22 protein-coding genes and 1 pseudogene are annotated in these 22,546 nt (G+C 69.3%); 9 read left to right on the top strand and 14 right to left on the bottom strand.

From position 1 onward, the window contains the following. Positions 1 to 4: 4 nt before the first annotated feature. Together ACWDZ6_RS28040 and ACWDZ6_RS28035 are read right to left on the bottom strand one after the other, a co-directional pair. Positions 5 to 835: an amino acid ABC transporter permease gene (locus tag ACWDZ6_RS28040; protein ID WP_389176585.1), complete on the bottom strand. Its 831-nt coding sequence runs from the start codon at positions 833 to 835 to the stop codon at positions 5 to 7. After that, on the bottom strand, positions 802 to 1,569 hold the full coding sequence (locus ACWDZ6_RS28035; protein WP_351451415.1) for an ABC transporter substrate-binding protein: 768 nt from the start codon (positions 1,567 to 1,569) through the stop codon (positions 802 to 804). Before ACWDZ6_RS28035 ends, ACWDZ6_RS28040 begins: the two co-directional genes overlap by 34 nt. A gap of 496 nt (positions 1,570 to 2,065) precedes the next feature. Between ACWDZ6_RS28035 and ACWDZ6_RS28030 the strand changes: the two genes are divergently transcribed. From ACWDZ6_RS28030 to ACWDZ6_RS28015, 4 genes are all read left to right on the top strand, one after another. Continuing rightward, positions 2,066 to 4,249: an RICIN domain-containing protein gene (locus ACWDZ6_RS28030; protein ID WP_451505047.1), complete on the top strand. Its 2,184-nt coding sequence runs from the start codon at positions 2,066 to 2,068 to the stop codon at positions 4,247 to 4,249. Positions 4,250 to 4,698: 449 nt separating this feature from the next. Further along, positions 4,699 to 5,088 (top strand): DUF485 domain-containing protein, encoded by a 390-nt coding sequence (locus ACWDZ6_RS28025; protein ID WP_451505046.1) that lies wholly within the window; start codon positions 4,699 to 4,701, stop codon positions 5,086 to 5,088. Then, positions 5,085 to 6,701 carry a sodium/solute symporter gene (locus ACWDZ6_RS28020; RefSeq protein ID WP_451505045.1) on the top strand — a complete coding sequence of 539 codons (1,617 nt, stop codon included), beginning with the start codon at positions 5,085 to 5,087 and terminating at the stop codon, positions 6,699 to 6,701. Before ACWDZ6_RS28025 ends, ACWDZ6_RS28020 begins: the two co-directional genes overlap by 4 nt. A gap of 50 nt (positions 6,702 to 6,751) precedes the next feature. After that, positions 6,752 to 7,258, top strand: coding sequence for an SRPBCC family protein (locus ACWDZ6_RS28015; RefSeq protein ID WP_451505044.1), 507 nt, complete (start codon positions 6,752 to 6,754; stop codon positions 7,256 to 7,258). A gap of 41 nt (positions 7,259 to 7,299) precedes the next feature. Here ACWDZ6_RS28015 and ACWDZ6_RS28010 read toward each other — a convergent pair whose 3' ends face one another. The 7 genes from ACWDZ6_RS28010 to ACWDZ6_RS27980 form a co-directional block, all read right to left on the bottom strand. Continuing rightward, complete coding sequence (locus ACWDZ6_RS28010; RefSeq protein ID WP_326654353.1) at positions 7,300 to 8,214, bottom strand: LysR family transcriptional regulator; 915 nt, start codon at positions 8,212 to 8,214, stop codon at positions 7,300 to 7,302. Positions 8,215 to 8,236: 22 nt separating this feature from the next. Next, complete coding sequence (locus ACWDZ6_RS28005; protein ID WP_451505043.1) at positions 8,237 to 9,418, bottom strand: glycine C-acetyltransferase; 1,182 nt, start codon at positions 9,416 to 9,418, stop codon at positions 8,237 to 8,239. A gap of 35 nt (positions 9,419 to 9,453) precedes the next feature. Continuing rightward, positions 9,454 to 10,482, bottom strand: a complete 1,029-nt coding sequence (gene tdh, locus ACWDZ6_RS28000; protein ID WP_451505042.1) for an L-threonine 3-dehydrogenase — start codon at positions 10,480 to 10,482, stop codon at positions 9,454 to 9,456. Between the two features lie 457 nt (positions 10,483 to 10,939). Continuing rightward, the gene (locus ACWDZ6_RS27995) at positions 10,940 to 11,461 is read right to left on the bottom strand and encodes a response regulator (protein ID WP_351451430.1); all 522 of its coding nucleotides are present in this window, start codon (positions 11,459 to 11,461) and stop codon (positions 10,940 to 10,942) included. A gap of 300 nt (positions 11,462 to 11,761) precedes the next feature. Continuing rightward, a complete protein-coding gene (locus ACWDZ6_RS27990; protein WP_451505041.1) occupies positions 11,762 to 12,661 on the bottom strand; it encodes a DUF6397 family protein in 900 nt (299 codons plus the stop codon). Positions 12,662 to 12,781: 120 nt separating this feature from the next. Next, positions 12,782 to 13,186 (bottom strand): roadblock/LC7 domain-containing protein, encoded by a 405-nt coding sequence (locus tag ACWDZ6_RS27985; RefSeq protein ID WP_366729847.1) that lies wholly within the window; start codon positions 13,184 to 13,186, stop codon positions 12,782 to 12,784. Between the two features lie 85 nt (positions 13,187 to 13,271). Beyond that, a complete protein-coding gene (locus ACWDZ6_RS27980; protein ID WP_366729846.1) occupies positions 13,272 to 13,877 on the bottom strand; it encodes a GTP-binding protein in 606 nt (201 codons plus the stop codon). A gap of 283 nt (positions 13,878 to 14,160) precedes the next feature. Between ACWDZ6_RS27980 and ACWDZ6_RS27975 the strand changes: the two genes are divergently transcribed. Continuing rightward, complete coding sequence (locus ACWDZ6_RS27975) at positions 14,161 to 14,727, top strand: GNAT family N-acetyltransferase (protein ID WP_451505040.1); 567 nt, start codon at positions 14,161 to 14,163, stop codon at positions 14,725 to 14,727. Positions 14,728 to 14,785: 58 nt separating this feature from the next. Here the strand turns inward: ACWDZ6_RS27975 and ACWDZ6_RS27970 are convergent, their stop codons facing one another. Genes ACWDZ6_RS27970 through ACWDZ6_RS27955 form a run of 4 tightly spaced genes read right to left on the bottom strand, consistent with a single transcriptional unit; the run spans position 14,786 to position 19,027 of the window. Further along, complete coding sequence (locus tag ACWDZ6_RS27970; RefSeq protein WP_451505039.1) at positions 14,786 to 15,187, bottom strand: DUF742 domain-containing protein; 402 nt, start codon at positions 15,185 to 15,187, stop codon at positions 14,786 to 14,788. A 13-nt stretch (positions 15,188 to 15,200) separates the two neighbouring features. Next, positions 15,201 to 15,623, bottom strand: coding sequence for a roadblock/LC7 domain-containing protein (locus ACWDZ6_RS27965; protein WP_451505038.1), 423 nt, complete (start codon positions 15,621 to 15,623; stop codon positions 15,201 to 15,203). Beyond that, on the bottom strand, positions 15,620 to 18,142 hold the full coding sequence (locus tag ACWDZ6_RS27960) for a sensor histidine kinase (protein WP_451505037.1): 2,523 nt from the start codon (positions 18,140 to 18,142) through the stop codon (positions 15,620 to 15,622). The genes ACWDZ6_RS27965 and ACWDZ6_RS27960 overlap by 4 nt, the downstream gene beginning before the upstream one ends. 51 nt (positions 18,143 to 18,193) lie before the next feature. Continuing rightward, entirely contained in the window at positions 18,194 to 19,027 is an 834-nt protein-coding gene (locus ACWDZ6_RS27955; protein ID WP_451505036.1) for an MHYT domain-containing protein, read from the bottom strand. 150 nt (positions 19,028 to 19,177) lie between these two features. Here ACWDZ6_RS27955 and ACWDZ6_RS27950 point away from each other — a divergent pair, with 150 nt between their 5' ends. Next, on the top strand, positions 19,178 to 19,777 hold the full coding sequence (locus ACWDZ6_RS27950) for a class I SAM-dependent methyltransferase (RefSeq protein WP_451505035.1): 600 nt from the start codon (positions 19,178 to 19,180) through the stop codon (positions 19,775 to 19,777). Between the two features lie 17 nt (positions 19,778 to 19,794). Here the strand turns inward: ACWDZ6_RS27950 and ACWDZ6_RS27945 are convergent, their stop codons facing one another. Continuing rightward, positions 19,795 to 20,601 carry an alpha/beta fold hydrolase gene (locus ACWDZ6_RS27945; protein ID WP_451505034.1) on the bottom strand — a complete coding sequence of 269 codons (807 nt, stop codon included), beginning with the start codon at positions 20,599 to 20,601 and terminating at the stop codon, positions 19,795 to 19,797. A gap of 149 nt (positions 20,602 to 20,750) precedes the next feature. On the opposite strand from ACWDZ6_RS27945, the gene ACWDZ6_RS27940 reads away from it, so the two are divergent. The 3 genes and pseudogenes from ACWDZ6_RS27940 to ACWDZ6_RS27930 all read left to right on the top strand — a co-directional run. Next, positions 20,751 to 21,281, top strand: a complete 531-nt coding sequence (locus tag ACWDZ6_RS27940) for a PadR family transcriptional regulator (RefSeq protein ID WP_451505033.1) — start codon at positions 20,751 to 20,753, stop codon at positions 21,279 to 21,281. A 108-nt stretch (positions 21,282 to 21,389) separates the two neighbouring features. After that, complete coding sequence (locus tag ACWDZ6_RS27935; protein ID WP_366729838.1) at positions 21,390 to 21,686, top strand: hypothetical protein; 297 nt, start codon at positions 21,390 to 21,392, stop codon at positions 21,684 to 21,686. Positions 21,687 to 22,170: 484 nt separating this feature from the next. After that, positions 22,171 to 22,546: pseudogene (locus ACWDZ6_RS27930) on the top strand (hypothetical protein); the annotation flags it as partial.

Raw genomic sequence — 22,546 nt, 5'->3', positions numbered from 1 at the left:
GTCCTCACCTGGCCTTCTCGGCACGAGCCTCGAGGCGACGCACCACGAAGCTCAACGGAATCGTCACCAGGAGGTAGCACAGCCCCGCCACCAGGATCGGCGTCGAGTTCGCGGTCTCACTCGCCAGATCGCGGCCGAATTTGGTCAACTCGCGCTCCTCCAGCGTCACGCCGAGGAACAGCACGAGGGACGAGTCCTTGAAGAGCAGTACCAGCTCGTTCGTCAGCGGCGGAATCACGATCCGGAACGCCTGCGGGATGATCACCGACACCATCGCCCGGGCCTTGGAGAAGCCCAGCGAACGTGCCGCCTCCATCTGCCCCTTGGGCACGGCCTGAATACCCGCCCGAATCGTTTCTGCCATATAGGCCGCGGCCACCAGGCCAAGACCGAGCGCGACCTTCCCGTACACACCGCCGGGGATCTGCGTTCCGGGGAACGCCAGCGGCACCGCCACACCGACGAAGATGAAGATCAGCAGAGCTGGCAGGCCGCGGAACAGCTCGATGTAGATGCTCGCGACCCAGCGGTACGGAGCCACCGACGACAACCGCATCAGCGCGATGATCAGGCCCAGCACCAGCCCGAAGATGAACCCGGACAGCGTGTACACCACGGTGTTGCGCAGTGCCGTGGTGATGATGGCCGGGAACAGCTCTTTGGCGAGGTCCTTCTGCGCGAACTGGTTCTGCAGCCGGCCCCAGTCGGCCAGAACGCCGATCAGGACGAGGACCGCCACGAACACCGCGTACTGGACGCCCTGCCAGAGGCGGCGCCGCTGCCGCCGGGTCAGCCGAGAGGTCACGGCGTGGCCTTGGGCAGCGGGCCGATCCACTGCTTGTACAGCTTGTCGTACGTGCCGTCGGCCCGGGCGTCCGTGATCGCCTTGTTGATCGCCGCCAGCAGCTTGGTGTTGCCCTTCTTCACCGAGAAGCCGTACTGCTCACCGGTCTCGATGTTCTGGCCGAGGACGAATTCGGCCGCGTTCGCCTTGTCCTTCAGCCAGGCCTGGACGACCGGGTAATCGATGATGACGGCGTCGACCTGACCGGTGCGCAGCCCGTTGAGCACCGCGTCCGAACTCTCGAACGCCACCGCGTTGAAGCCTTGCTTCTTCGCGTAGCTCTCGCCGGTCGTCTCCGCCTGGGCGCCGAGCTTCTTGTGCTTGGCCTTGACGTCGGCGAGCGACGTCACTCCGCTCTTCTTCGTCGCCAGCAGCGCTTGCGTGGCGTCGAAGTACGGCATGGAGAAGTCAACGTTCTTCTTGCGCTCAGGGGTGATCGTCATACCGGCGGCTGCCAGGTCGCACTCGCCGGAGTTGAGGAAGGCACCGGTCTTGAAGTTCTCGAACGGTGTGTCGAGGATCTTCTGCTCGACCTTCAGATTCTTGGCGGCCAGATCGATCAGGGCCACATCAAAGCCGACAACCTTGCCGTTCCGCTCGAACTGGAACGGCGGATAGGGCAGGTGAGTGCAGGTGGTCAGCTTGCCCTTGTGGACCACGGGTACGCCGCCCGCCGCCGCACCGGGGCCGTCATCGCCGGAGGAACAGCCGACGGCAAGGAACATCCCGGCCGCGACAGCACCTACGGTGACGCGGGCCCGGCGGGTAGTGGGAGTGCGACGAGCACCGACCGACCACAACACTGCTGACCTCCAACGGAGCGGGTGGGCGGCGGACAGAACGGGGAGCCACCCGTCGAGATCGTAAGGCACCCGGTCCATGGCGTGACGGAGCCGTCCACGACACGGACCAGGTCAGCGCGGTCTGGCGGACAAGAAGCCTGTGGTCCATACCAAGACCTTGACAGGCCATTAGTTCACTTCTTAAATCACGTAGTGAACTAAGTACCCCCCACCTCGGTCGGCGCATCCCTCCGCACCTCCTCTCGCGCTGGTCTGTCATATGCATGACAGACCTTCTTCCCGGCGAACAGCGAACCCAACCCCCCTACCGAGCCCTCCCAACCGGCTCATCGGCACAGGAGAAACCGTGCTCAGATCGCAGCGAACGCCCGGAACGGGGCGCCACAGCTTCACCCGCGCCCGCCGCACACGGCCCCTCATGGCCGCCTGCATCGTCGTGGCCTCGGCCGGTTCGGTGCTGGCCGCCGTCCCGACCACCCAGGCGGCCACCCCACCGCGGGCGGCCGCCACTGCCGCCGCGCTGCCCTCCGGCTGGGCCACCGTGGTCAACAGCGGCAGCGGCAAGTGCCTGGACGCGCGCTCGGCCGCGACCGTGAACGGCACCGCCGTACAGCAGTACGCCTGCAACAACTCCACCGCTCAGCAGTGGAGTTTCACCGCAACCAGCGACGGCTCTGTGCGGATCGGCAATCGCAATGACGCCAACCAGGTCGTGGACGTGAGCGACGTGTCCACCGCCGACAACGCAGCGGTGCACCTGTGGACCTACGGCGGCGGCGGCAACCAGCAGTGGCAGGCCGTGGACGAGGGCGGCGGCGCGTACCACTTCGTCAGCCGCAACAGCGGCAAGTGCCTGGACGTCCCCTCCGCCTCAACGGCGGACAGCATCCAGCTCGTGCAGTACACCTGCAACGGCACGGCGGCCCAGCGCTTCCAGGTCGCACCCGTCTCCACCGCACCCGGTGACGTCGACCTCGGTCCGAACGTGGTCGTCTTCGACCCGTCGATGCCGACCACGACCATCCAGAACCGGCTCGACTCGATCTTCCAGCAGCAGGAGACCAACCAGTTCGGTTCCCAGCGCTACGCGGTCATGTTCAAGCCGGGCACCTACAGCAATGACGTCAACGTCGGCTTCTACACCCAGGTCCTTGGCCTCGGTCAGTCGCCCGACTCCGTGACGATCAACGGCGCGGTGCACGTCGAGGCGGACTGGTTCCCGCCGCAGAACGCCACCCAGAACTTCTGGCGCGGTGCCGAGAACCTCTCGGTGAACCCGGCGGGCGGCAGTGACCGATGGGCGGTGTCCCAGGCGGCTCCGTACCGGCGCATGCACGTCCGCGGCAATCTCGCGCTGGACGACGGCGGTTGGGCCAGCGGCGGCTTCATGGCCGACACCAAGATCGACGGGCAGGTGCGGTCCGGTACGCAGCAGCAGTGGCTGACTCGCAACTCCCAGCTCGGCAGCTGGAGCGGCGCCAACTGGAACATGGTCTTCGTCGGCAGCCAGGGCGTTCCGGCCACGAGCTTTCCCAGCCCGCCCTACACAACCGTGAACCAGAGCCCGACGGTCCGCGAGAAGCCCTTCCTGTATGTGGACAACGCAGGCGCCTACAAGGTGTTCATACCGTCCCTGCGAACCAACTCCTCGGCCACCACATGGGCCGGGGGCAACGCCGCCGGCACCTCACTCGGCATGGACCAGTTCTTCGTCGTGAAGGCCGGCGCGACCGCCGCGCAGATCAACGCCGCACTGGCCGAGGGGAAGAACCTGCTGGTCACCCCGGGCGTCTACCATCTGAACGAGACTCTGCGGGTGACTCGCGCCGATACCGTGATCCTGGGGCTCGGCCTCGCCACCTTCGTGCCGGACAACGGCGTCACGGCGATGACGGTCGCGGACGTCGACGGAGTCAAGGTGGCGGGCATCCTCTTCGACGCCGGTACGACCAACTCGCGGACCCTGATGGAGGTCGGCCCGGCCGACTCGTCGGCCGGTCACTCGGCCGACCCGACATCCCTGCACGACGTCTTCTTCCGGGTGGGCGGCGCCGCGGTGGGCAGGGCGACCACAAGCCTGGTGGTCAACAGCGACCATGTGATCGGCGACCATATGTGGATCTGGCGCGGTGACCACGGCACCGGCATCGGCTGGAACAGCAATGCGGCGGACACCGGCCTTGTCGTCAACGGCGACAACGTGACCATGTACGGGCTGTTCGTGGAGCACTACCAGAAGCACCAGACGATCTGGAACGGCAACGGCGGGCGCACGTACTTCTACCAGAACGAGATGCCGTACGACCCGCCCAACCAGGCCGCCTGGATGAACGGCTCCACCCAGGGCTACGCCGCGTACAAGGTCGCCGACTCGGTGACCAGCCACCAGGCGTTCGGGCTCGGAAGCTACTGCTTCTTCAACGCGAATCCGAGCGTGACCGCCGAGCACGCCTTCGAGGTCCCCGACAACCCGAATGTGCGCTTCCAGAGCATGGTGACCGTCTCGCTCGGTGGCACCGGGACGATCCGCCATGTCATCAACGGGCGCGGTGGTCCTTCCAACTCCTCGAGCAATGTGGCCAATCTCGTCAGTCATCCCTGACCCCGCACACCGCTGACCGACCGCTCCACTCCCCCGCCGCGTGCTTGAGTGCCTCGATCAGCCCGCGACGCAGCGCGGGCGGGGGAGGGAGGTCTCCCGCACTGCCGCGCAGATGCCGCGGACCGGCTCGGGACCGCGGTCCTTGCGTACAACGATGCCCGGGTGCCGGTTTCCCGGTCCGGTTTCCCAGTCCGATGAGAGGCATCAGGCTGAGGCTGATGCCGAGGCCCGCGGCGACGAAGCCCCGCGCCGTGGCGTAGTCCTCGCTCTCCACCACGGCGCGGGGCGCCGGCCCGGCGCCACGTCCCGAGGTAAGGGCCGTAGCGACTGACACAACTGACCGACCAAACAGTTCATGCAACAATGCTCCGGCGGCCGCTACCCGTCAGTAACGTTGCCGCCCCATCCCCCGCCATGCCCTGCCCAGCCGTCCGCGAAGGCACACCGCGATGTCGTACTACCCTCCCCCGCCCTCATACCCTGAGCAGCCAGGACAACCCCACCACTCCTGGCAGGCGCCGCCCCCGCCCCCGCCCACCGACCCCCGCCGCGAGATACGCGCGCTGAGCGCCGCGTACCAGCGGCTGCGCCGTGTGGCGAGCCTGACCGCCCTCGGGTACTTCGTGGTGTTCCTCCTGCTCTCCGCGTATCTGCCGGGGCTGATGACCACCAAGATCACCGGTGGTCTCACCATCGCCCTCATGCTCGGCCTGATCCAGCTTCCGGTGACCCTCGTAGCCGTCGCCGCGTACGAGAAGTCCGCGCGCCGACGAGTCGACCCGCTCGCCGAAGCCGTACGTCTCCGGGCCGACCCGACCACCGAGGGAGCACGCCGATGAGCGGATTCGGCTCCGATGCCCAGACCATGTCCTTCGTCGCGTTCATCGCGGTGACCACGGTGACCCTGCTGCTGTGCGTGATGACCGGGCCCGACCGCGAGGACCTGGACGAGTTCTACACCGGCTATCGCTCCCTGACCCCCATGCAGAGTGGCCTCGCCATCGCCGGCGACTACATCTCGGCCGCGAGCGTGCTGGGCACCATCGGCGTCATCTCGCTGGTGGGCCAGGACGGTCTCGTCCTCGCACTCAGCACCGCGCTCTCCCTGGTGCTGCTGATGTTCCTGCTGGCCGAACCCCTGCGTAACGCGGGCCGGTTCACCATGGGCGACGTACTCACCCGCCGCGCCCCGAGTCCCGCCGTCCGCATCACCGCCTGCCTCGTCACGCTCACCGCACTCTTCCCGCTGCTGATCTTCCAGCTGGCGGGCGCCGGCGATCTGCTGGCCTTCGTCCTTGGCATGGACTCTGCCGGATTCAAGACCATCTCCATCGTGATTCTCGGCCTGCTGATGATCATCTACGCGGCCATCGGCGGTGTGAAGGGCACCGCCTTCATCCAGATCGTCAAGACCGTGGTGCTGTTCGCCGCGGCGATCGCCATCGCCTCGCTCATCCTGAACCGCTTCGACTTCAGCATCCCCTCTCTGCTGGACGCCGCGGCACGCGGAAGCGGTGCGGGCGACGGGTATCTCACACCCGGGCTCCAGTTCGGCGGCGACGGACTCGACATGATCAGCGCCCAGCTGACCGTCGTCCTCGGCGCTGCGTGCCTGCCGCACATCACCATGCGTATGTTCAGCTCCCGCAGCGCGCCCGCCGTGCGGCGTTCCATGTCCTGGGCCGTCTCCACTGTCGTCATCATGTGTGTGCTCAGCGCAGTGATCGGCTTCGGAGCCGCCGCGATCGTCGGCCACGAGGGGATCACGGCCGCCGATCCGCAGGGCAAGACCTCGGTCCTGCTGGTCAGCCAGGCCATCATGGGCACCGAGGTGTCCACCTTCGAGACGCTGCTGTTCACGGCGATGGCCACCGCGATCTTCCTGACGCTGCTGGCCTCCGTCGCCGGGATCACGCTCGCCTGTGCCAACACGCTCGCCCACGACCTCATCACACACGGTCTGCTGCGCAAGCGGGCGCTGCAGGGCAGCACCGAGATGACGATCGCCCGCGCGACGGCCGCGGGAGTCGGTCTTGCCGCGATCTTCTTCGCTGCGGGCTCACGGCATGTGAATCTGCAGGCGATGGTCACCCTGTCCTTCTGCCTGGGCGCCTCGGCGGTCGCACCCGCGCTCGTCTACAGCCTCTTCTGGCGGCAGTACAACCGCAGCGGACTGCTGAGCACACTCATCGTCGGCGCGCTGAGCGTCGTGGTTTTCATCACCGGCACCACACTCGTCTCCGGTTCCGCCCAAGCCATCTTCCCGGACGACGACTTCACCTGGTTCCCGTACACCACCACGGGCCTCGTCTCCATCCCGGTCGGATTCCTCGCCGGCTGGCTCGGCACCGTGCTCACCCGCAACAGCACGAGGGGCGGCGGCCTGCCGGAGTACGACTACGACGCGGTCGAGGCTTCCATCCTGGCCGACGCCGCACCGCCCCGTGGATGATCACCGGTGACAGCGCGACCGTCGCGCGCCCGAGAATCGGAGTCGTACCCATGGCACGCACTTTCACAGTTTCGGACAGCATCGTCATCGACGCCGACGCGTCGACCATCTACCGGCAGGTCAGCAATCCCGCGCTGATGGGCCGGTGGAGTCCCGAGAACTGCGGCGCGACCGTGCGCAACGACGGTGAGCAGGCGTACGTGGGCATGGTCTTCGACGGTTCCAACAAGCGAGGCGCCCTGCGCTGGACGACCCGGTGCACGGTGACCGCGGCCGATCCCGCCGAGCGGTTCGCCTTCCGGGTGCACGCCATAGGCAAGCGGCGGCCGGTGGTGCCCGGCCGCATCGCCACCTGGGAGTACCGCTTCGAGGTGGTCGACGGCGGGACCCTGGTGACGGAGACATGGACCGACGACCGGCGGTCCTGGCCCGACTTCCTGGCCCATGCGTTCGACAAGGCCGCGACCCGCGGGCAGAGGTTCGCCGACTTCCAGCGCGGGAACATCCGGACCACGTTGCGCAATCTCAAGACGGCAATGGAGCAAACGGCCGGCTGACCGGCATCGTCGCCCTCCCCCGGCAGGGGGAGGGCTCGGCCTCAACCGGTGGAGAGCCCGGCCGCGGAGCTCGCCAGCGCGTCCAGCACCGGCCGGAACAGCGGGTGCAGCTCCGCTCCGCGGCGTACGGCGGCGAACACCCGGCGGGTCGCGGCCGGGCCCGCCACCGGTCGTACGACCGTGTCCTTGTGCTCCATCCCGCGCAGCGCCGAGCGCGGCACCAGCGCCACGCCCGCGCCGGCCCCGGCCAGCGCGACAACGGCGCGGAAGTCGTCCGAGGAATGCACCAGACGGGGCTGGAATCCGGCGAGTTCGCAGGCGAGCAGCACCATGTCGTGGCAGGGATTGCCGGGGTACGGGCCGATCCAGTCGCTGTCCGCCAGCTCGGCGAGCTCCACACGCTCGCCCGCGGCGAGAGGGTGGTCGGCGCGCAGGACGGCGTCGAAAGGCTCCGCGTACAGCGATACACGGGCCAGCCGCCGATCACCCTCGCCGGGTGCGCCCCGGTACTCCACCGCGACGGCCAGGTCCGCCTCGCCGTCGAGCACCAGCGGCAGGCTCTCGTCGCCCTCCGCGTCCCGCACCCGTACCCGGATGTCCGGGTGATCCGCGGCGAGGCGTCCTATGGCCGGGGCGACGACCTCGGCGATGCCCGTGGCGAACGCGGCGACGGTGACCTCACCGGCCACGCCGCCCGCGTAGGCCGCGAGCTCCGCCTCGGCCCGCTCCAGCTGGGCGAGCACGGCATGGGTGTGGGCCAGCAGGATCTCTCCCGCGGCTGTCAGCCGCACGCCCCTGCCGCTGCGGATCAGCAGGGCGTGGCCGGTCTCCTGCTCGAGCGCGTTGAGCTGCTGGGAGACGGCCGAAGGAGTGAGGTACAGCGCGGAAGCCGCGGCGGTCACCGTTCGGTGGTCCGCCACGGCCCGCAGGATACGCAGCCGCCGGGGGTCGATCACCCGGCCATTTTGCCAGCCTCTGTCAGCCCTTCAGCGCCTGGCGTGCGTCGATGAAGGCGGCGACGGCACGCTCCACGTCCTCGGTGGAGTGCGCGGCGGAGAGCTGGACCCGGATCCGGGCCTGGCCCATCGGGACGACGGGGTACGAGAAGCCGATGACGTACACGCCGCGCTCCAGCAGGAGTTCGGCCATCCGGCCGGCCTCCGCGGCGTCGCCGATCATGACGGGGGCGATGGCGTGGTCGCCGGGCAGGATGTCGAATCCTGCCTCGGTCATCTTCGTACGGAAGAGGGCGGTGTTCGCGTTCAGCCGCTCGCGCAGGTCGCCGGCGGACTCCAGCAGGTCGAGGACCTTGAGGGAGGCGGCGGCGATCACCGGAGCGAGGGAGTTGGAGAAGAGGTACGGGCGGGAGCGCTGGCGCAGCAGGGCGACGATCTCGGCGCGGGCGGCGACATAGCCGCCGGACGCTCCGCCGAGCGCCTTGCCGAGGGTGCCGGTGATGATGTCGACGCGGTCCATGACACCGTGCAGCTCGGGGGTGCCGCGGCCGCCGGGGCCCACGAAACCGACGGCGTGCGAATCGTCGACCATGACCATCGCGTCGTAGCGGTCGGCGAGGTCGCAGATCTCGGCGAGCGGAGCGAGATAGCCGTCCATGGAGAAGACGCCGTCGGTGACGATGAGGCGGCGGCGGGCGTCCTGAGTCTGCTTGAGCTGCTGCTCCAGTTCGGCGAGGTCGCGGTTGGCGTAGCGGTGGCGGCGGGCCTTGGAGAGCCGGATGCCGTCGATGATGCTGGCGTGGTTGAGGGCGTCGGAGATCACCGCGTCCTCGGGGCCGAGGATGGTCTCGAAGACACCGCCGTTGGCGTCGAAGCAGGAGGAGTAGAGGATCGTGTCCTCCTGGCCGAGAAACGCGGACAGGCGCGCCTCGAGCTCCTTGTGGACGCCCTGGGTGCCGCAGATGAAGCGGACGGAGGCCATGCCGTAGCCCCAGCGGTCCAGCGCTTCCTTGGCGGCGGCGACGACCTCGGGGTGGTCGGCGAGGCCGAGGTAGTTGTTGGCGCAGAAGTTGAGCACGTCACCGGAAGCGACGGACACGGAGGCGCTCTGCGGGGTGCCGATGACGCGCTCGGGCTTGTAGAGACCGGCGGCGCGGATCTCGTCGATGGTGGTACGGAGATCGTCGCGGACGGACGCGTACATGGTGGGGCTCCTTAGGAAAAGCGCGGACGAAAGGCTCAGACGGTCCAGTCGAGGATGATCTTGCCGCTGCGGGCGGTGGCGGCCTCGTCGAAGGCCGCGTCGAAGTCCTGGTAGCCGTAGCTGCCGGTGATCACCGGGCTGAGGTCCAGTCCGCCCTCGAGCAGAACGGTCATCGCGTACCAGGTCTCGAACATCTCGCGACCGTAGATCCCCTTGATCGTGATCATCGACGTGACGATCTTCGACCAGTCGACGGCGAACTCCTGCGCGGGCAGGCCAAGCATCGCGATGCGTCCGCCGTGGGTCATGTTGTCGACCATGTCCCGCATGGCTTCCGGGCGGCCGGACATCTCCAGACCGATGTCGAAGCCCTCCTTGAGTCCGAGCTGCCGCTGCGCCGCGGCGATATCGCTCTGGGCGACATTCAGCGCGAGGGTGGCGCCGGCCTTGCGGGCCAGTTGGAGCCGCGACTCGCTCACATCGGTGATCACGACATTGCGCGCGCCGGCGTGCCGGGCAACCGCGGCGGCCATGATCCCGATCGGTCCCGCGCCGGTAATCAGTACGTCCTCGCCGACCAGGGGGAAGGAAAGCGCGGTGTGCACGGCGTTCCCGAACGGGTCGAAGATCGCGGCGATGTCCAGATCGACCTGTGTCCGGTGCACCCACACATTGGAGGCGGGCAGCGCGACGTACTCGGCGAAGGCGCCGTCGCGGCCGACGCCGAGGCCGATGGTGCTGCGACACAGGTGACGACGGCCGGCGAGACAGTTGCGGCACTTGCCGCACACCAGATGACCCTCGCCGCTCACCACGTCGCCGACCGCGATGTCCTCGACGTCCGCGCCGACACGGGCCACTTCGCCGACGAACTCGTGGCCCAGGACGCGGGGTGTGGTGACGGCCTGCTGGGCCCAGCCGTCCCAGGACCTGATGTGCAGATCGGTGCCGCAGATCCCGGTGCGCAGCACCTTGATCAGCACATCGCCCGCGCCGGTCTCCGGCTCCGGCACGTCCATGAGCCACAGCCCGGGCTCGGCATGCTGCTTGACAAGTGCCTTCATCGGGGCGGCTCCAGGCATCGTGGCGGGACTGACCGGAGTCGGTGTCGGCAGCACCGGTCAGTGGACCTGCACCAATGTGCCCAGCTGTGACTGCTGAGTCCATCGAGGTTTTCTTAAGCGGGCCAACAGCAGAGCTTCATGCAGGTCGGCCGGGTGAGAGCAGCACGGTGTACGGCGAACGGGGACCGCACAGTGTGCAAGGTTCTCGGGACTCCGGCTCCGCCCATTGGATCAGCTCCGGGTCCGGGTCGCACCTCATCCGGGTCGCACCTCATCCGGGGAGCGCGGCACGTGCTGCCCGGCCGTACCGGTCACGCTCACGCGCGGGCGGACCCGGCCCATCGCCCATCCGGTCGTCCGCCGATCCGGCCCTCCGCCGATCCGGTCCTCCGCCGAGACCTGGCCTCTTCCCTGGCCCCTGCCCGCACGGCTTGCCTGTCGAACCGTGCCATGTGGTTCAGTCGATCCCGCGGACGCTCCGGGCATGGTCCGCCGTGCCGCCCGGCTGACGCGGAACGCGCGCGTCGAGAAGATCGGGAAGGTGCGCCGTGGACGTTCCGGTCCTGCGCTCGGCCAGGGCTTTGAGCTGCTCACGCAACCGCTGGTTCTCGGTGTACAGATCGGCGAGCGCCCTGACCTTCGTACGCACCACCCATGGATCGACGGGCTTGACCAGGAGGTCGGAGACGCCGAGGCCGTAGGCGCGCGCGGCCAGTTCGTCGTCCCTGCCCAGTCCGGTCATCAGCACGACGGGCAGATTCCTGGTGTGATCCAGTCGTTTGAGATAGGCGAGCACCTCCAGGCCGTCCATCTGCGGCATGACGACGTCGAGGATGACTACTGCGATACCGCCACGCAGAACGGTCTTCAGTGCTTCGTCCCCGCTGAGCGCGCGTACCACCGGACGCCCCAGAGGGCGTAACAAGCTCTCTATCGCGAAGAGGTTGTCCTCGCGGTCGTCCACCACAAGGATCTTCAAGACACAGCCCGCATCCCTAGTGCCTCCCTCGTCAGGCGGCCACATCAGCGTACGCCGCACGCTGCGGCGGGGACGGCCCCGTCCGTGTCCTTCGGCTCCCGCGGGGCTTCGGGGGTAGAGGCAGTATGAAGCCTCGGGCCGCCGAAGCACCCGGCGTGGAGGCGCCGTTGTTGGCCCGATACTCCCGAACCGGGCTCTTGTCATCGCATCTGTCACACCATCAGCCACCCAAGCCCCTTCCTGCTACTGAGACCTCAACCCGCCCGGCCGGATCGCGCCGCTGCCCTCGCGACCGGGCCGTCAGGCCATGGGGCCGGCCTTCCTGAACCGCAGTCGCGCCATGAGAGCGCGACCGTAAGGATTCCGGCGCACCGGCAGCAGCCGCGCGCCCCTCTGGACGGCCCCCGGTACCTTCCGGGACTCGGTCCTGGGTACGGGGCGCGGAGCGAGGCGGAGCTCTCGCGCCTCCCGCAGCGCCTCGGCCAGGCTCACCCGGTGCCAGAGAATCTCATCCGGATGGTCCGCCAGGAGCAGCCGCTCCACCACTTCGCGGGCCGCCGGCGACTCCGGGCGCCCGGGGACGAGTTCGGGCCGGAGCTCGCGCAGATGTGAGCGTTCGTACGGGTCGGTCGCCACCTCGGCCACCGTGACCGGGTCGAGCACGGAAGCGATCGCCGCCGCACGCTCCCACGGATCCGCGGTCCTGCGCAGCAGCAGCCCAAGACTCCGCCCCCGCCAGTTGCGTGCGCGCCGGTCCTCACCCGCGTCCAGCACGGCTCGCAGCGTCGGCGGGGTTCTGCCGCTGAGGAGGCCGGGGTGGGCGAGGGCGAACCGGCGGAGCTCTTCGGCCAGATAGAGCCAGACCACCGCGCGATAGCGGTTCAGATAGAACCGGACCGGGGTGAAGTGACCCGTGCGGGCGAGCCGGGCGAAGCGCGCCGGGCTGATCGAAATGAGCCGCGCGCCTTCCACCGTGCCGACGGTCCGAACCCGCTCCCGCAGTGCGCCCGGGAATCCTTCCTTCCCTCGCAGCCGGTCGATCTCCCGCTGCTCGATCCTCGGCGGGCCTCCGCGCGGGCCGGGTGTTGTGCGGATGTAACCCAGCTGGATCGCGAGATCGAACTCGCCGCGCTTCAGGTCCAGTTCCTGAAGGGCACGGCCCGGCGCCAGGCCAGGCGCAGCCGCTGCTTTCACCGTCATGACGGTCTCCCCCGTGAGGTGTGAATACTCTCGGTGACGACCGTAGCCCGAACCAAGCACCTTCCGCCCGACCTGTGGATAACCACGGACAGGCCGCTGTCGAGCTTGGGTTCCCGCAGCTCAGCTGGTGCCGCTGCCCGGCTGCCTGGCGGCGACGCCCAGATGCTCGCCGACCCGGTTGACCATCAGCGTCATCTCGTACGCCACCAGGCCCACGTCGGCGTCGGCGGAGCTGAGTACGCACAGGCAGCTTCCGTCGCCCGCCGCGGTGACGAAGAGCAGCGCCTCATCGAACTCGACCATGGTCTGGCGTGCCTTGCCGGCCCTGAAGTGGCGTCCCGAACCCCGGGCGAGCGAGTGCAGACCGGAAGAGACCGCGGCGAGGTGTTCCGCGTCCTCCCGCGCCAGTCCCGTGCTGGCCCCCGTCACCAGGCCGTCGTTGGACAGCACCAGTGCGTGCCGTATGTGTTCGATCCTCTTGGTCAGGTCGTCCAGAAGCCAGTCGAGTCCCTTGTCCAACGCCATGTTGGTCCTCCCCGTTCATACGTTCCCCGTGACCCCGCTGTTGTCCGTTAGCCTTTCGTACGAGAGGCGGCACGGCAAGGTGCGACTAGCCGACCGAATCCAGCAGCCGGGCCGTATGCATCCGCCCTGCGTACTCGACGAGTCGTACGAGCACCTCCTTTCCCGAGTCCCGGTCGCGCGCATCGCAGAGCACCACAGGAGTCCCTCGTTCCAGGTCGAGAGCGCATGAGACTTCGTGCGCGCCGTAGGTGCGGGCGCCTGCGAAGCAGTTGACAGCGACGACGAAGGGGATCCGGCGGTGTTCGAAGAAATCGACGGCCGGGAAGCAGTCCACGAGGCGCCGGGTGTCCGCGAGGACGACGGCTCCCAGCGCTCCCTGGGAAAGCTCGTCCCACAGAAACCAGAAACGGTCCTGCCCCGGAGTCCCGAACAGGTAGAGGGACAGACCCGAGCGGATGGTGATACGTCCAAAATCCATGGCGACGGTCGTGGTGGACTTCTTGTCCACTCCCCCGGTGTCGTCAATCGTGCTCCCCGCCTGGCTCAGCTGTTCCTCCGTACGCAGAGGACGTATCTCACTGACCGCGCCGACCAGGGTGGTCTTGCCGACGCCGAAGCCGCCGGCGACGAGTATTTTCAGCGCGAGGTCGGTCGTGTCCCCGCCAGTATTTTCAGAGCTCTCGGAAGCCATGTCACTTCTCTCAAGAGTGAGCCCAAGATATCTGGCCCGCCCATGAAGCACGCAGGTCAGAAAGGTCTTTGAGGTCTCGGGTCAGCCAATTGCGGTGTCCGTGCCAGTACGCGATCAGCATGGCAAGCGCGCCCCTGTCCCGGGCGAAGGGATCGCATTTAGAACGTTGTGACTGATACGGGTCCACTCGATGCCCGAATCAGCACGCAATTCGATCCCGTCCCGGCGGGGCACGGATGGATATTCGCCGGCGGCCGCGGCCCCCTGTACCGAGGATCGGATCATGCCCACTTTCCTGGTGACCGAGCGTCTGGCCCTTCGCCCGTTCAGCGAGGCCGACGTGGACCATCTGCTCGATCTCGACAACGACCCCGAGGTCATGCGTTTCATCAACGGAGGCCGGCCGACGACGCGGGAAGCGGTCCGTGCCGAGTCGCTGCCGCGGTTTCTTCATCACTGTCCGTCTCTCGACAACCGCGTCTTCTGGGCGGCCGAGGAGCGGACCACGAAGGAGTTTCTGGGCTGGTTCGTCTTCCGGCCGCTGGACGACCACAGCAGTGCGGTGGTCGAACTCGGCTACCGGCTCGGCTCGGCGGCATGGGGCCGCGGCTATGCGACCGAAGGCTCTCGCGCGCTGATCCATAAGGGCTTCTCCGAACTCGGCGTGGAGCGGGTGATCGCGAACACGATGACGGTCAACGCCCGTTCGCGCCGCGTGATGGAGAAGGTGGGGCTCACCTTCGTCCGGACCTTCTTCGAGGAGTGGCCGGACATCATCGAGGGCTCCGAGCTCGGCGATGTCGAGTACGAGCTGACCAGGGCGGACTGGGAGCTGAGCACGACGCCTTGAGCGGGTGGAGCGGCTTCATGGGGGTCAGCAGGTCCAGCGGGTTCAGCGGGTTCGGCGGCTAGAGAGCCCGCAGGCCGTCGATCACCTCCCTGAGGATCCTCTCGTCGGGCAGCTGCGCCGGTGGTACGGGACGGCTGACCCTGACATGGCCCGCTTCGAGCAGATCGCCGAGGAGGACGCGTACGACACCGACGGGGAGATCGGCGTCGGCAGCGAGTTCCGCGACGGACTGGGTCTCGCAACGGCAGAGGGTGAGCAGCGCGCGGTGCTCGGGCCCGAGGAGAGACTCCTCGGCCGGCCCGGGTGCGTCGGCGGCGATATCGACGAGGGCGATGAGGTCGAACCGTACGTTGCCTGGGCCCGGCTTGGTCCGTCCGCCGGTCATCGCGTACGGGCGGACGAGCGGGCCCGCGTCGGCGTCGTACCACTGGCTGCCGCTCAAATCGGCGATGTCGGTCATGTCAATCACGTCGTCACGTCGCGGTGATGCGCGGCGGGGTGCGCAGATGCTCGCCGACGCGCTTGACAAGGCGGGCCATCTCATAGGCGATCAGGCCGATGTCTCCGACGACGGAGGTGAGCACCGCAAGGCAGGAGCCGTCTCCCGCGGCCGCCACGAAGAGGAAGCCGTCGTCCATCTCGACCATCGTCTGCCGTACGCCGCCGGCGTGGAAATGGTGCCCCGCGCCCTTGGCCAGGCTGTGGAATCCGGAGGCGACGGCGGCCAGATGCTCGGCGTCCTGGCGGGTCAGCGCTGTCGACGCGCCGACCGGTAGGCCGTCGTTGGAAAGCACGACCGCGTGGCGGACTTCGCCGACCCGCAGTACGAGGTCGTCCAGCAGCCAGTCGAGGTCACCGAAAGTGTGGCGGACTGCGGCCGGCTCGTGCTCGGTCATGCTTCGTCTCCTTCGCTGCCGGGGGCGGCCGTGCCGGGGGCGGCGCCGCCGCCCCGGGTCCAGCCGTTGCGGTACGCGGTCATGCGGTCCCGTACCTGTTCGGGGGTGCGTTGCGGGCTGTCGTCGGCCCCTGCCGCGAGATCCTGCGTCTCCTCGGTCTTGCGTGCCTCGCGCAGTTGCGGGACGAGGTGCGCCTGCCTTACCCGGCGCGGCAGTTCGCCGTCCGCGGTCTGCGGCGCAGCGCCGCGCAGGCGCAGCGCGGTGACGCCGGGCGGGACGCTGGGCTCGGCAGGCGATTCGAGTACCGGTCGGGGCGCCATCGCCGCGACGGGAGTGACGTTGGTGCGCGCGGCGGGCCCGATGGGCGTGGCGGGCCCGGTGCGCGCGGCCACGGATGCGCCGGCACCGGGGCCCGGGTCGCCCTGGTTGCCCGGCGGGGCCGAGAGGGCGCTCTGCAGCAGCGGGGTGGGAAGCAGCACCACCGCGGTGGTACCGCCGTACGGCGAGGTGCGCAGCTGGACCTTGATCTCCCGGCGGAAGGCGAGCCGGCTGACGACGAAGAGGCCGAGCCGGTCGCTGTCGAAGAGGTCGAGCGATTCGGACTCCGCCAGTCTGCGGTTGGCTTCGGCGAGAACCTCCTTGCCCATGCCGAGGCCGCGATCCTCGATCTCGAGGACGTAGCCGTTGCCGACGGGTTCGCCGCTGATGCGCACCTTTGTGTGCGGCGGAGAGAACTGCGCGGCGTTCTCGACAAGTTCGGCGAGCAGATGGGTGACGTCGGCGACGGCCGTTCCGGCAATGGCGGTCTCGGGCAGTTGCCGCACCTCCACGCGCGCGTAGTCCTCGATTTCGGAGACGGCGGCCCGTACGACGCTGGTCAGCGGGACAGGCATACGCCAGGCGCGCCCCGGCGCCGCGCCGGACAGGATGATCAGGCTTTCGGCGTGCCGCCGCATACGGGTGGTGAGGTGGTCGAGGCGGAAGAGGTCGCCGAGTTCGTTCGGATCGTCGGCGCGGCGCTCCATGGTGTCGAGCAGCGCGAGTTGGCGGTGGACCAGGATCTGGCTGCGGCGCGCGAGGTTGACGAAGACCCCGGAGATGCTGCCGGCGAGTTCGGCGCGTTCGACGGCGGCACTCAGCGCGGCCCGGTGGACGGTTGCGAGTGCCTCGCCGACCTGGCCGATCTCATCCTCGGCGGGGCGTCCTGACGGGGCTTCGGCCTGGATGTCGATCTCTTCGCCGGTGCGCAGCCGGCGCATGGCCTGGGGCAGTTTGTGCCGGGCGATCCCGAGTGCGGTGTTGCGCAGGCTGATCAGTTCCACGACAAGGGCGCGGCCGATGCGTACCGAGATGACCAAGGAGGCGACGACGGCGGCGAGTCCGAGGAGCACGGCAGCTCCGGCCGGGGTGAGGATGCTGTTGGCTACCGGGTCGGACCGGTCCGCGGCGGCGTCGCGGGCGTCCGTCTCGATGGCGCGCAGTCCGTCACCGACGGCCGCGTGCGCCTTGTCCCAGGCTTCGGCCGGCACGATTTGTGCCGCCTGGCGGCCTGCGAGCGCGGCGAGCACCTTGTCCTCGGCCGCCTGAAGCTGCCGGTAGGGGGTCTGCGCGGTGAGTGCTCGCCAGGCGGCGCGTTCGGGGCCGCGCAGATCGATGACAGCCGATTCGGCGAGGCTCCGCCGCGTCCAGACGGCTCCGGTGAACAGCCGCTGCCGCTGCACGCCGAGGGACTTGGTGAGCTGCGCGGACGTGAGCAGTGCGTCCTCCCGGGCGAGCATCTCGCCGGCCCGGGCGAACTCCAGAAGGACGCGGGCATCGGTGCCGGGTCCGGTGTCCTGGACGCCGGTGAGTGCGCCCGAGACGTTGAACGCGGCGGCGATGGCGGCGGTGTACTGCTCGTATGTCGCGTCCCAGGTGGCCCGGCGGCCGAGGACGGAGGTACGCAGGGTGCGCAGTTCCTCGGCACGGGTGACGAATTCGTCGAGGCGTCCCGCGACGGCGGCCGGCATGTCGCCGCCGGCGGCGACGGTGTGCTCGCCGTCGAGATACAGCTCCTTCACGGCGTCGTCGGTGCGCCGGGTTTCCTGCTGGAGTGCGGCCGCACGCTCGTCGGCCGGTGCCGCCACCTGGCGTACCGCTGCGCGCCGTTCCGCTTGCAGCGCCGCGACGGCGGCGGCGACGGGTCCCCGTACCTGGCTGTCGACGTGCTCCAGGCGGCGCAGCCGCGACACGTCCTGGGCGGTGGTGACAGTGGCGAATCCCCAGAGCGCGAGCAACGAGACGACGGGCACCATCAGCAGGGAGATGATCTTCGCGCGTACGGTTCCGGGTCGCAGCAGCCATCGACGGCCGGTGTCGGCCGGGGGCTGGGGTGCGTCGGCCCGTGGCACCTGTCCGGTGTGTTCGACGGCGGGCGGGCCGGCGTGTGCGCGTCGTCCGCGGGCTGCCGCCGGGGGCGCGGGCGGCAGTGGGGGCGGGGGCGTGGTGTCGGCGCCCGAAGTCCTGCGGGGTGTGCGCATGGCCTCCTCGTTCCGGGTACGGGTCTGGGGGTCCGCCGGCAGCCGGGCCGGCTAGGCGGTGGCGGTCGTGGTGGTGCTCGCGGGGCCGGCGGTGGTCGATGGTTCGGCCGTCGGCCCGGGGTCGGATGCGGTCGGCAGTTCCTCCGAGGTGTGGGCGGCGTACTCGCGTGCTGTCGGGGAGAGCGCCACGAAGGCGGCGGTGACGAAGAGGTAGGACCCGAGGCCGACGGCGAGGGGGAAGATGAACTGCATCGCCGCGGCCCCGGGCAGTTCGGCACCGGAAGGAGCGACCCGCACGCTGACGGCGAGCATTCCGGTGTAGTGCATGCTGCTGACCGCCGCTCCCATCACGAGCGAGGCGACGGCGACCGCGACCGGTGACTTGATGTTGAGCGCCGCCCACAGGGCCGCGGTCGCAGCGACCACGGCGATGACGACGGAGAGCGCGACGAGCAGCGGGTCGTAGCGCACCGAGCCGTGCAGCCGCAGGGCGGCCATGCCCAGGTAGTGCATGCTGGCCACGCCGAGCCCCGTGGTGAGGCCGCCGATCAGCAGTGCCGTGACGCGGTCGCGCCCGAAACCGACACAGAAGACGCCGGCGCCGACGACAAGCATGGCGACGAGCAGACTGAGGATGGTCAGCGGCACGTTGTAGTGGATGTCGGTGCCGGTGACGGCGAAGCCGAGCATCGCGACGAAGTGCATCGTCCAGATGCCGGTGCCGATCGCGGACGCGGCGGTGATCAGCCAATTGCGGCGGGAGCGGCCACTCGTGCCGAGCGCTCGTACGGTGCAGCGCAGCCCGAGGGCGGCGCCGACGACGGCCATCGCGTACGACAGCACGGGTGTCAGTAGGCCGAAAGCGGCGTGGTCCAGATGTCCCATGGCTCTGGGACGCTAGACCCCAAGGGGGCGCACGCTGGGGGCGCATTTCGAAAGCTGATGGAATATGACAGAGAGATGTTTCAGAACGATCGTGCAGCGCTCGAACATGCGCGCCGTACGGTCGCCCAGTCGGTGAGGGATCATGTCCTCATGGCCGACGACCACGCACATGTGCAGGAGTTCTTCGGCGTCCGCGCCGCGGACTGGGACGCCCGCTTCCCCGACGACGGTCCGGCCTACACCGCCGCCGTCGCCGAGATGGGTCTGCGCCCCGGCGACGCCGTGCTCGACGCGGGCTGCGGCACCGGCCGCGCCCTGGCTCCCCTGCGGTCGGCCGTGGGAGCGCGGGGCACGGTAATCGGAGCCGATCTGACGCCCGCGATGCTGGAGGCAGCGATGCGCGCGGGGCGCCGGAGCAGCGGACTGCTGCTGCTCGCCGATGTGGCCCGGCTGCCGCTGCGCGACGAGTCGCTCGACGCCGTGTTCGCCGCCGGCCTCATCGCCCATCTTCCGCAACCGGATGTGAATCTGCGGGAGCTGGCGCGGGTCGTGCGACCGGGCGGCAGGCTCGCGCTGTTCCACCCCATCGGCAGGGCGGCCCTCGCCGCCCGCCAGGGCCGGCAGGTCACCGAGGCCGATCTGCGCGCCGAGCCCAGACTCCGCCCGCTGCTGGCCGGTTCGGGATGGCGGATGACCTCGTACGTGGACGAGGATGCCCGCTTCCTCGCCCTGGCGGTCCGCCAGGGCTGATCCTCAGGACTGAACCGTCAGGACTGCGGCGTCAGGACCGAGGCGCCGGGACCACGGTCCGTCAGAACCGAACCGCCGGCGACCGCCCGTACGAATGCCGCCGGGTTGTCGAACATGACGTTGTGACCGGCGTCCGGGACGGTCAGCACTCGTACCCCACAGGCCACCAGCTCCTCGTGGCCGCGGAGTTCACCACTTCGCGCACCCTGCAGGTATGTGCGGTCCAGCGGCAGATCCATGAGCATCCGGCGCATCGTGGGGCGGGTACCTGTCATCAGTCCGATCGCACTGCGGTGCAGGGCGAGCGGGTCCGCCAGACGCATGGTCGCCGACCAGACAGGACCGACCCGCTCGAGCACGCGCGCGAAGCCGCCGCCGTGGACGAACTCCTCCTCGCCGTACGTGGCGATTCCGCTGCCGCCCGGCGTCACCGGCGGGTTCGGGTCGAGATTGCCCTCCGTGACCACCAGCCGCGCCACCAGATCCGGGCGCCGGTACGCGAGCACGATCGCGACCGCACCGCCCATGCTGTGCCCGACGAGCTCCGCGCCGCGCACACCGGCCGCCTCGAGTGCGGCGGCGAGTGCGGCCGCGTGGTCCTCCAGCGTGTAGCCGAAGTCCGCGGGCCGGTCGCTGAGGCCGTGTCCGGGCAGATCGACGAAGAGCGAGCGGCGGCCGGCCAGTGCCGGGTGGGCGGCGATATGCGCGTGGTACGCCGACGAAACCGCGCCGAGCCCGTGCACAAACACCCTCGGCGGTCCCTCGCCCGCCGCCTCCGTCCAGCGAATGAGGCTGCCCCGCGCGTCGAATCGAGCCTGTCGCACTGTCACTCTCCCCTGTTCGTCGACGCCGTTGCGTCGTCGATGCCGTTACGCGTCGGTGTGGTGCTCTTCCGACTTCTTCGCACCCAACATACATCGGCACCGATGTATAGCGCTAGCGAGGTACACCGAACGTGCGGCAGAATGCGAGCATGCTCGAGCTCGCCATCCTCGGTTTTCTCTACGCTGCCCCGCTGCATGGCTATGAACTGCGTAAACGCATCACCGCGCTGACCGGCCATGTGCGGCCGGTCGCCGAGAGCACGCTGTATCCCGCCATCAAACGGCTCGAGAAGGCAGGTCTGCTGGCGCGCGAGACCCAGCCCGGATCGGTCGCCGCGCCCCGCCATGTCCTGAGCCTCACCGAGGACGGGCGGCATGAGCTGCTGCGCCGGCTCGCAGAGCCCGTGCAGAGCGAAATCACCGATGAGAACCGGTGGTTCACCGTGCTCGCGTTCCTGCGGCATCTGGAGAACGCAGAGGCGCAGGCGGCCGTACTACGGCGACGGCTGGAGTTCCTGGAGGAGCCGGCCAGCTTCTTCTACGAGGATGAACGCCCCCTGCGTGCAGAGGAGTTGGACGATCCGTTCCGCCGCGGCATGCTCACGATCGCCCGCGCCACCAGTGAGGCGGAACTGAAGTGGTTGCGGACCACGATCCGCTCGCTCGCCCCGGGGCGCTGACTCCGCGGCACGGGCCGTTCCCCTTGCGTCGCCGCAGGTCCAACTCCGGGCAGGGATGCGAGACTTGAAAGATTGGTGGCAACCGCCGCCCTGGAGGAAGGTGGTCCGGTGTTCAGCAGACTCCGTGGGCTCCGCAAGCTCCTTGCGCACCACCCGGACGAAGCGCCGGTCGTACGACCTCCGGTGCGGCAGCACAACATCTTCGAGGCTGCGGCAGTCTATGTGTCCGGCTGCGCGGAGGACGATCAGGAGCAGGTCGACGAGGCGGTGACCTGGGTGTCCCCGGAGGCGCTCTCCTTCGGGGTCAGCGAACTGGCCTGCCGCGCGGTCATCGCCCTCGCCCGCGAGCGGGACGAGTCTCCGCAGACCGTGGCGCGCAGTCTCCTCGGTCTGCCCGCCGCCTGACGTCGGAACCGGACAGGTCGTAGCGGACGAGGGCCTCGACCGGGCTCAGCCCCGTGCGCTCGGCATGGGCGAGCCGCTCCTCACCTCGCGCAGGGTCCGCGGCCGATAGCCGGGGCCGCAGCAGCAGCAGCCATGCCGCAAGCGCAGGCCGCGCCGAGCACGGCCGACGGCGCACACCGGCCCGCGATATCCCGGCGGCTGCCCGCGATATCCCGGCGGCGCGGAACGGCGAGGGCGGAGCCGGCGTTCCACGGCGGGCCGCCGCACCGCGTGCAGATCGGTGCGGACCCTGCGACAGCCGGGTGCCTCCTTGAAGGAAGCCCGGCAAGGCAGGCAGCTGAAGTGCGACGTGGATCCGGCCATGGCGCGATGCTGGGACCCCGACGCGGAACAGGCCGAACCATTTTCGTGCCGTGAACTCTCGACGTCCGGGTTACCCACTGGTTATGGTGCGCCGACGAACGATCGGATGGGGGAGGGTGCTGTGGCCGGGACGGACGATGCCGTCGACGAGGACTCGCTCTATGTGCTGACCGCGGTGCTGCTGACGCCGGCGCAGTTCCCGAGCGTGCTCGGCGACGACTTCCCGGCGGCGTGCGCGGTGCTGGGCCTCGAGCCGTACGCCGAGGGGTACGGGCTCGTGCTCGGCCAGGACTCCGACGGAGCCAGGTGGACGGTCGTGGTGGACGATGTGTCGCTCGTCGCGGTCGCGATCGCGTCCTGGGACTGCGGCATGGAGTACGACCTGTCCCCCGGCGAGCGCACGGTGGTCGCTGCGCTGCCCGGGTGGCCGCTGGCCGTCGCGGTCGCCGCGCCGGGCGTGCCCGCGCCGCACGATCCGGCGCCCGAGGAAGGCGACC

This window comes from Streptomyces sp. NPDC002926, assembly GCF_053591755.1.
Note: the sequence above shows the minus strand (reverse complement) of the source record. Positions and strands in the feature narration are given on the sequence as shown.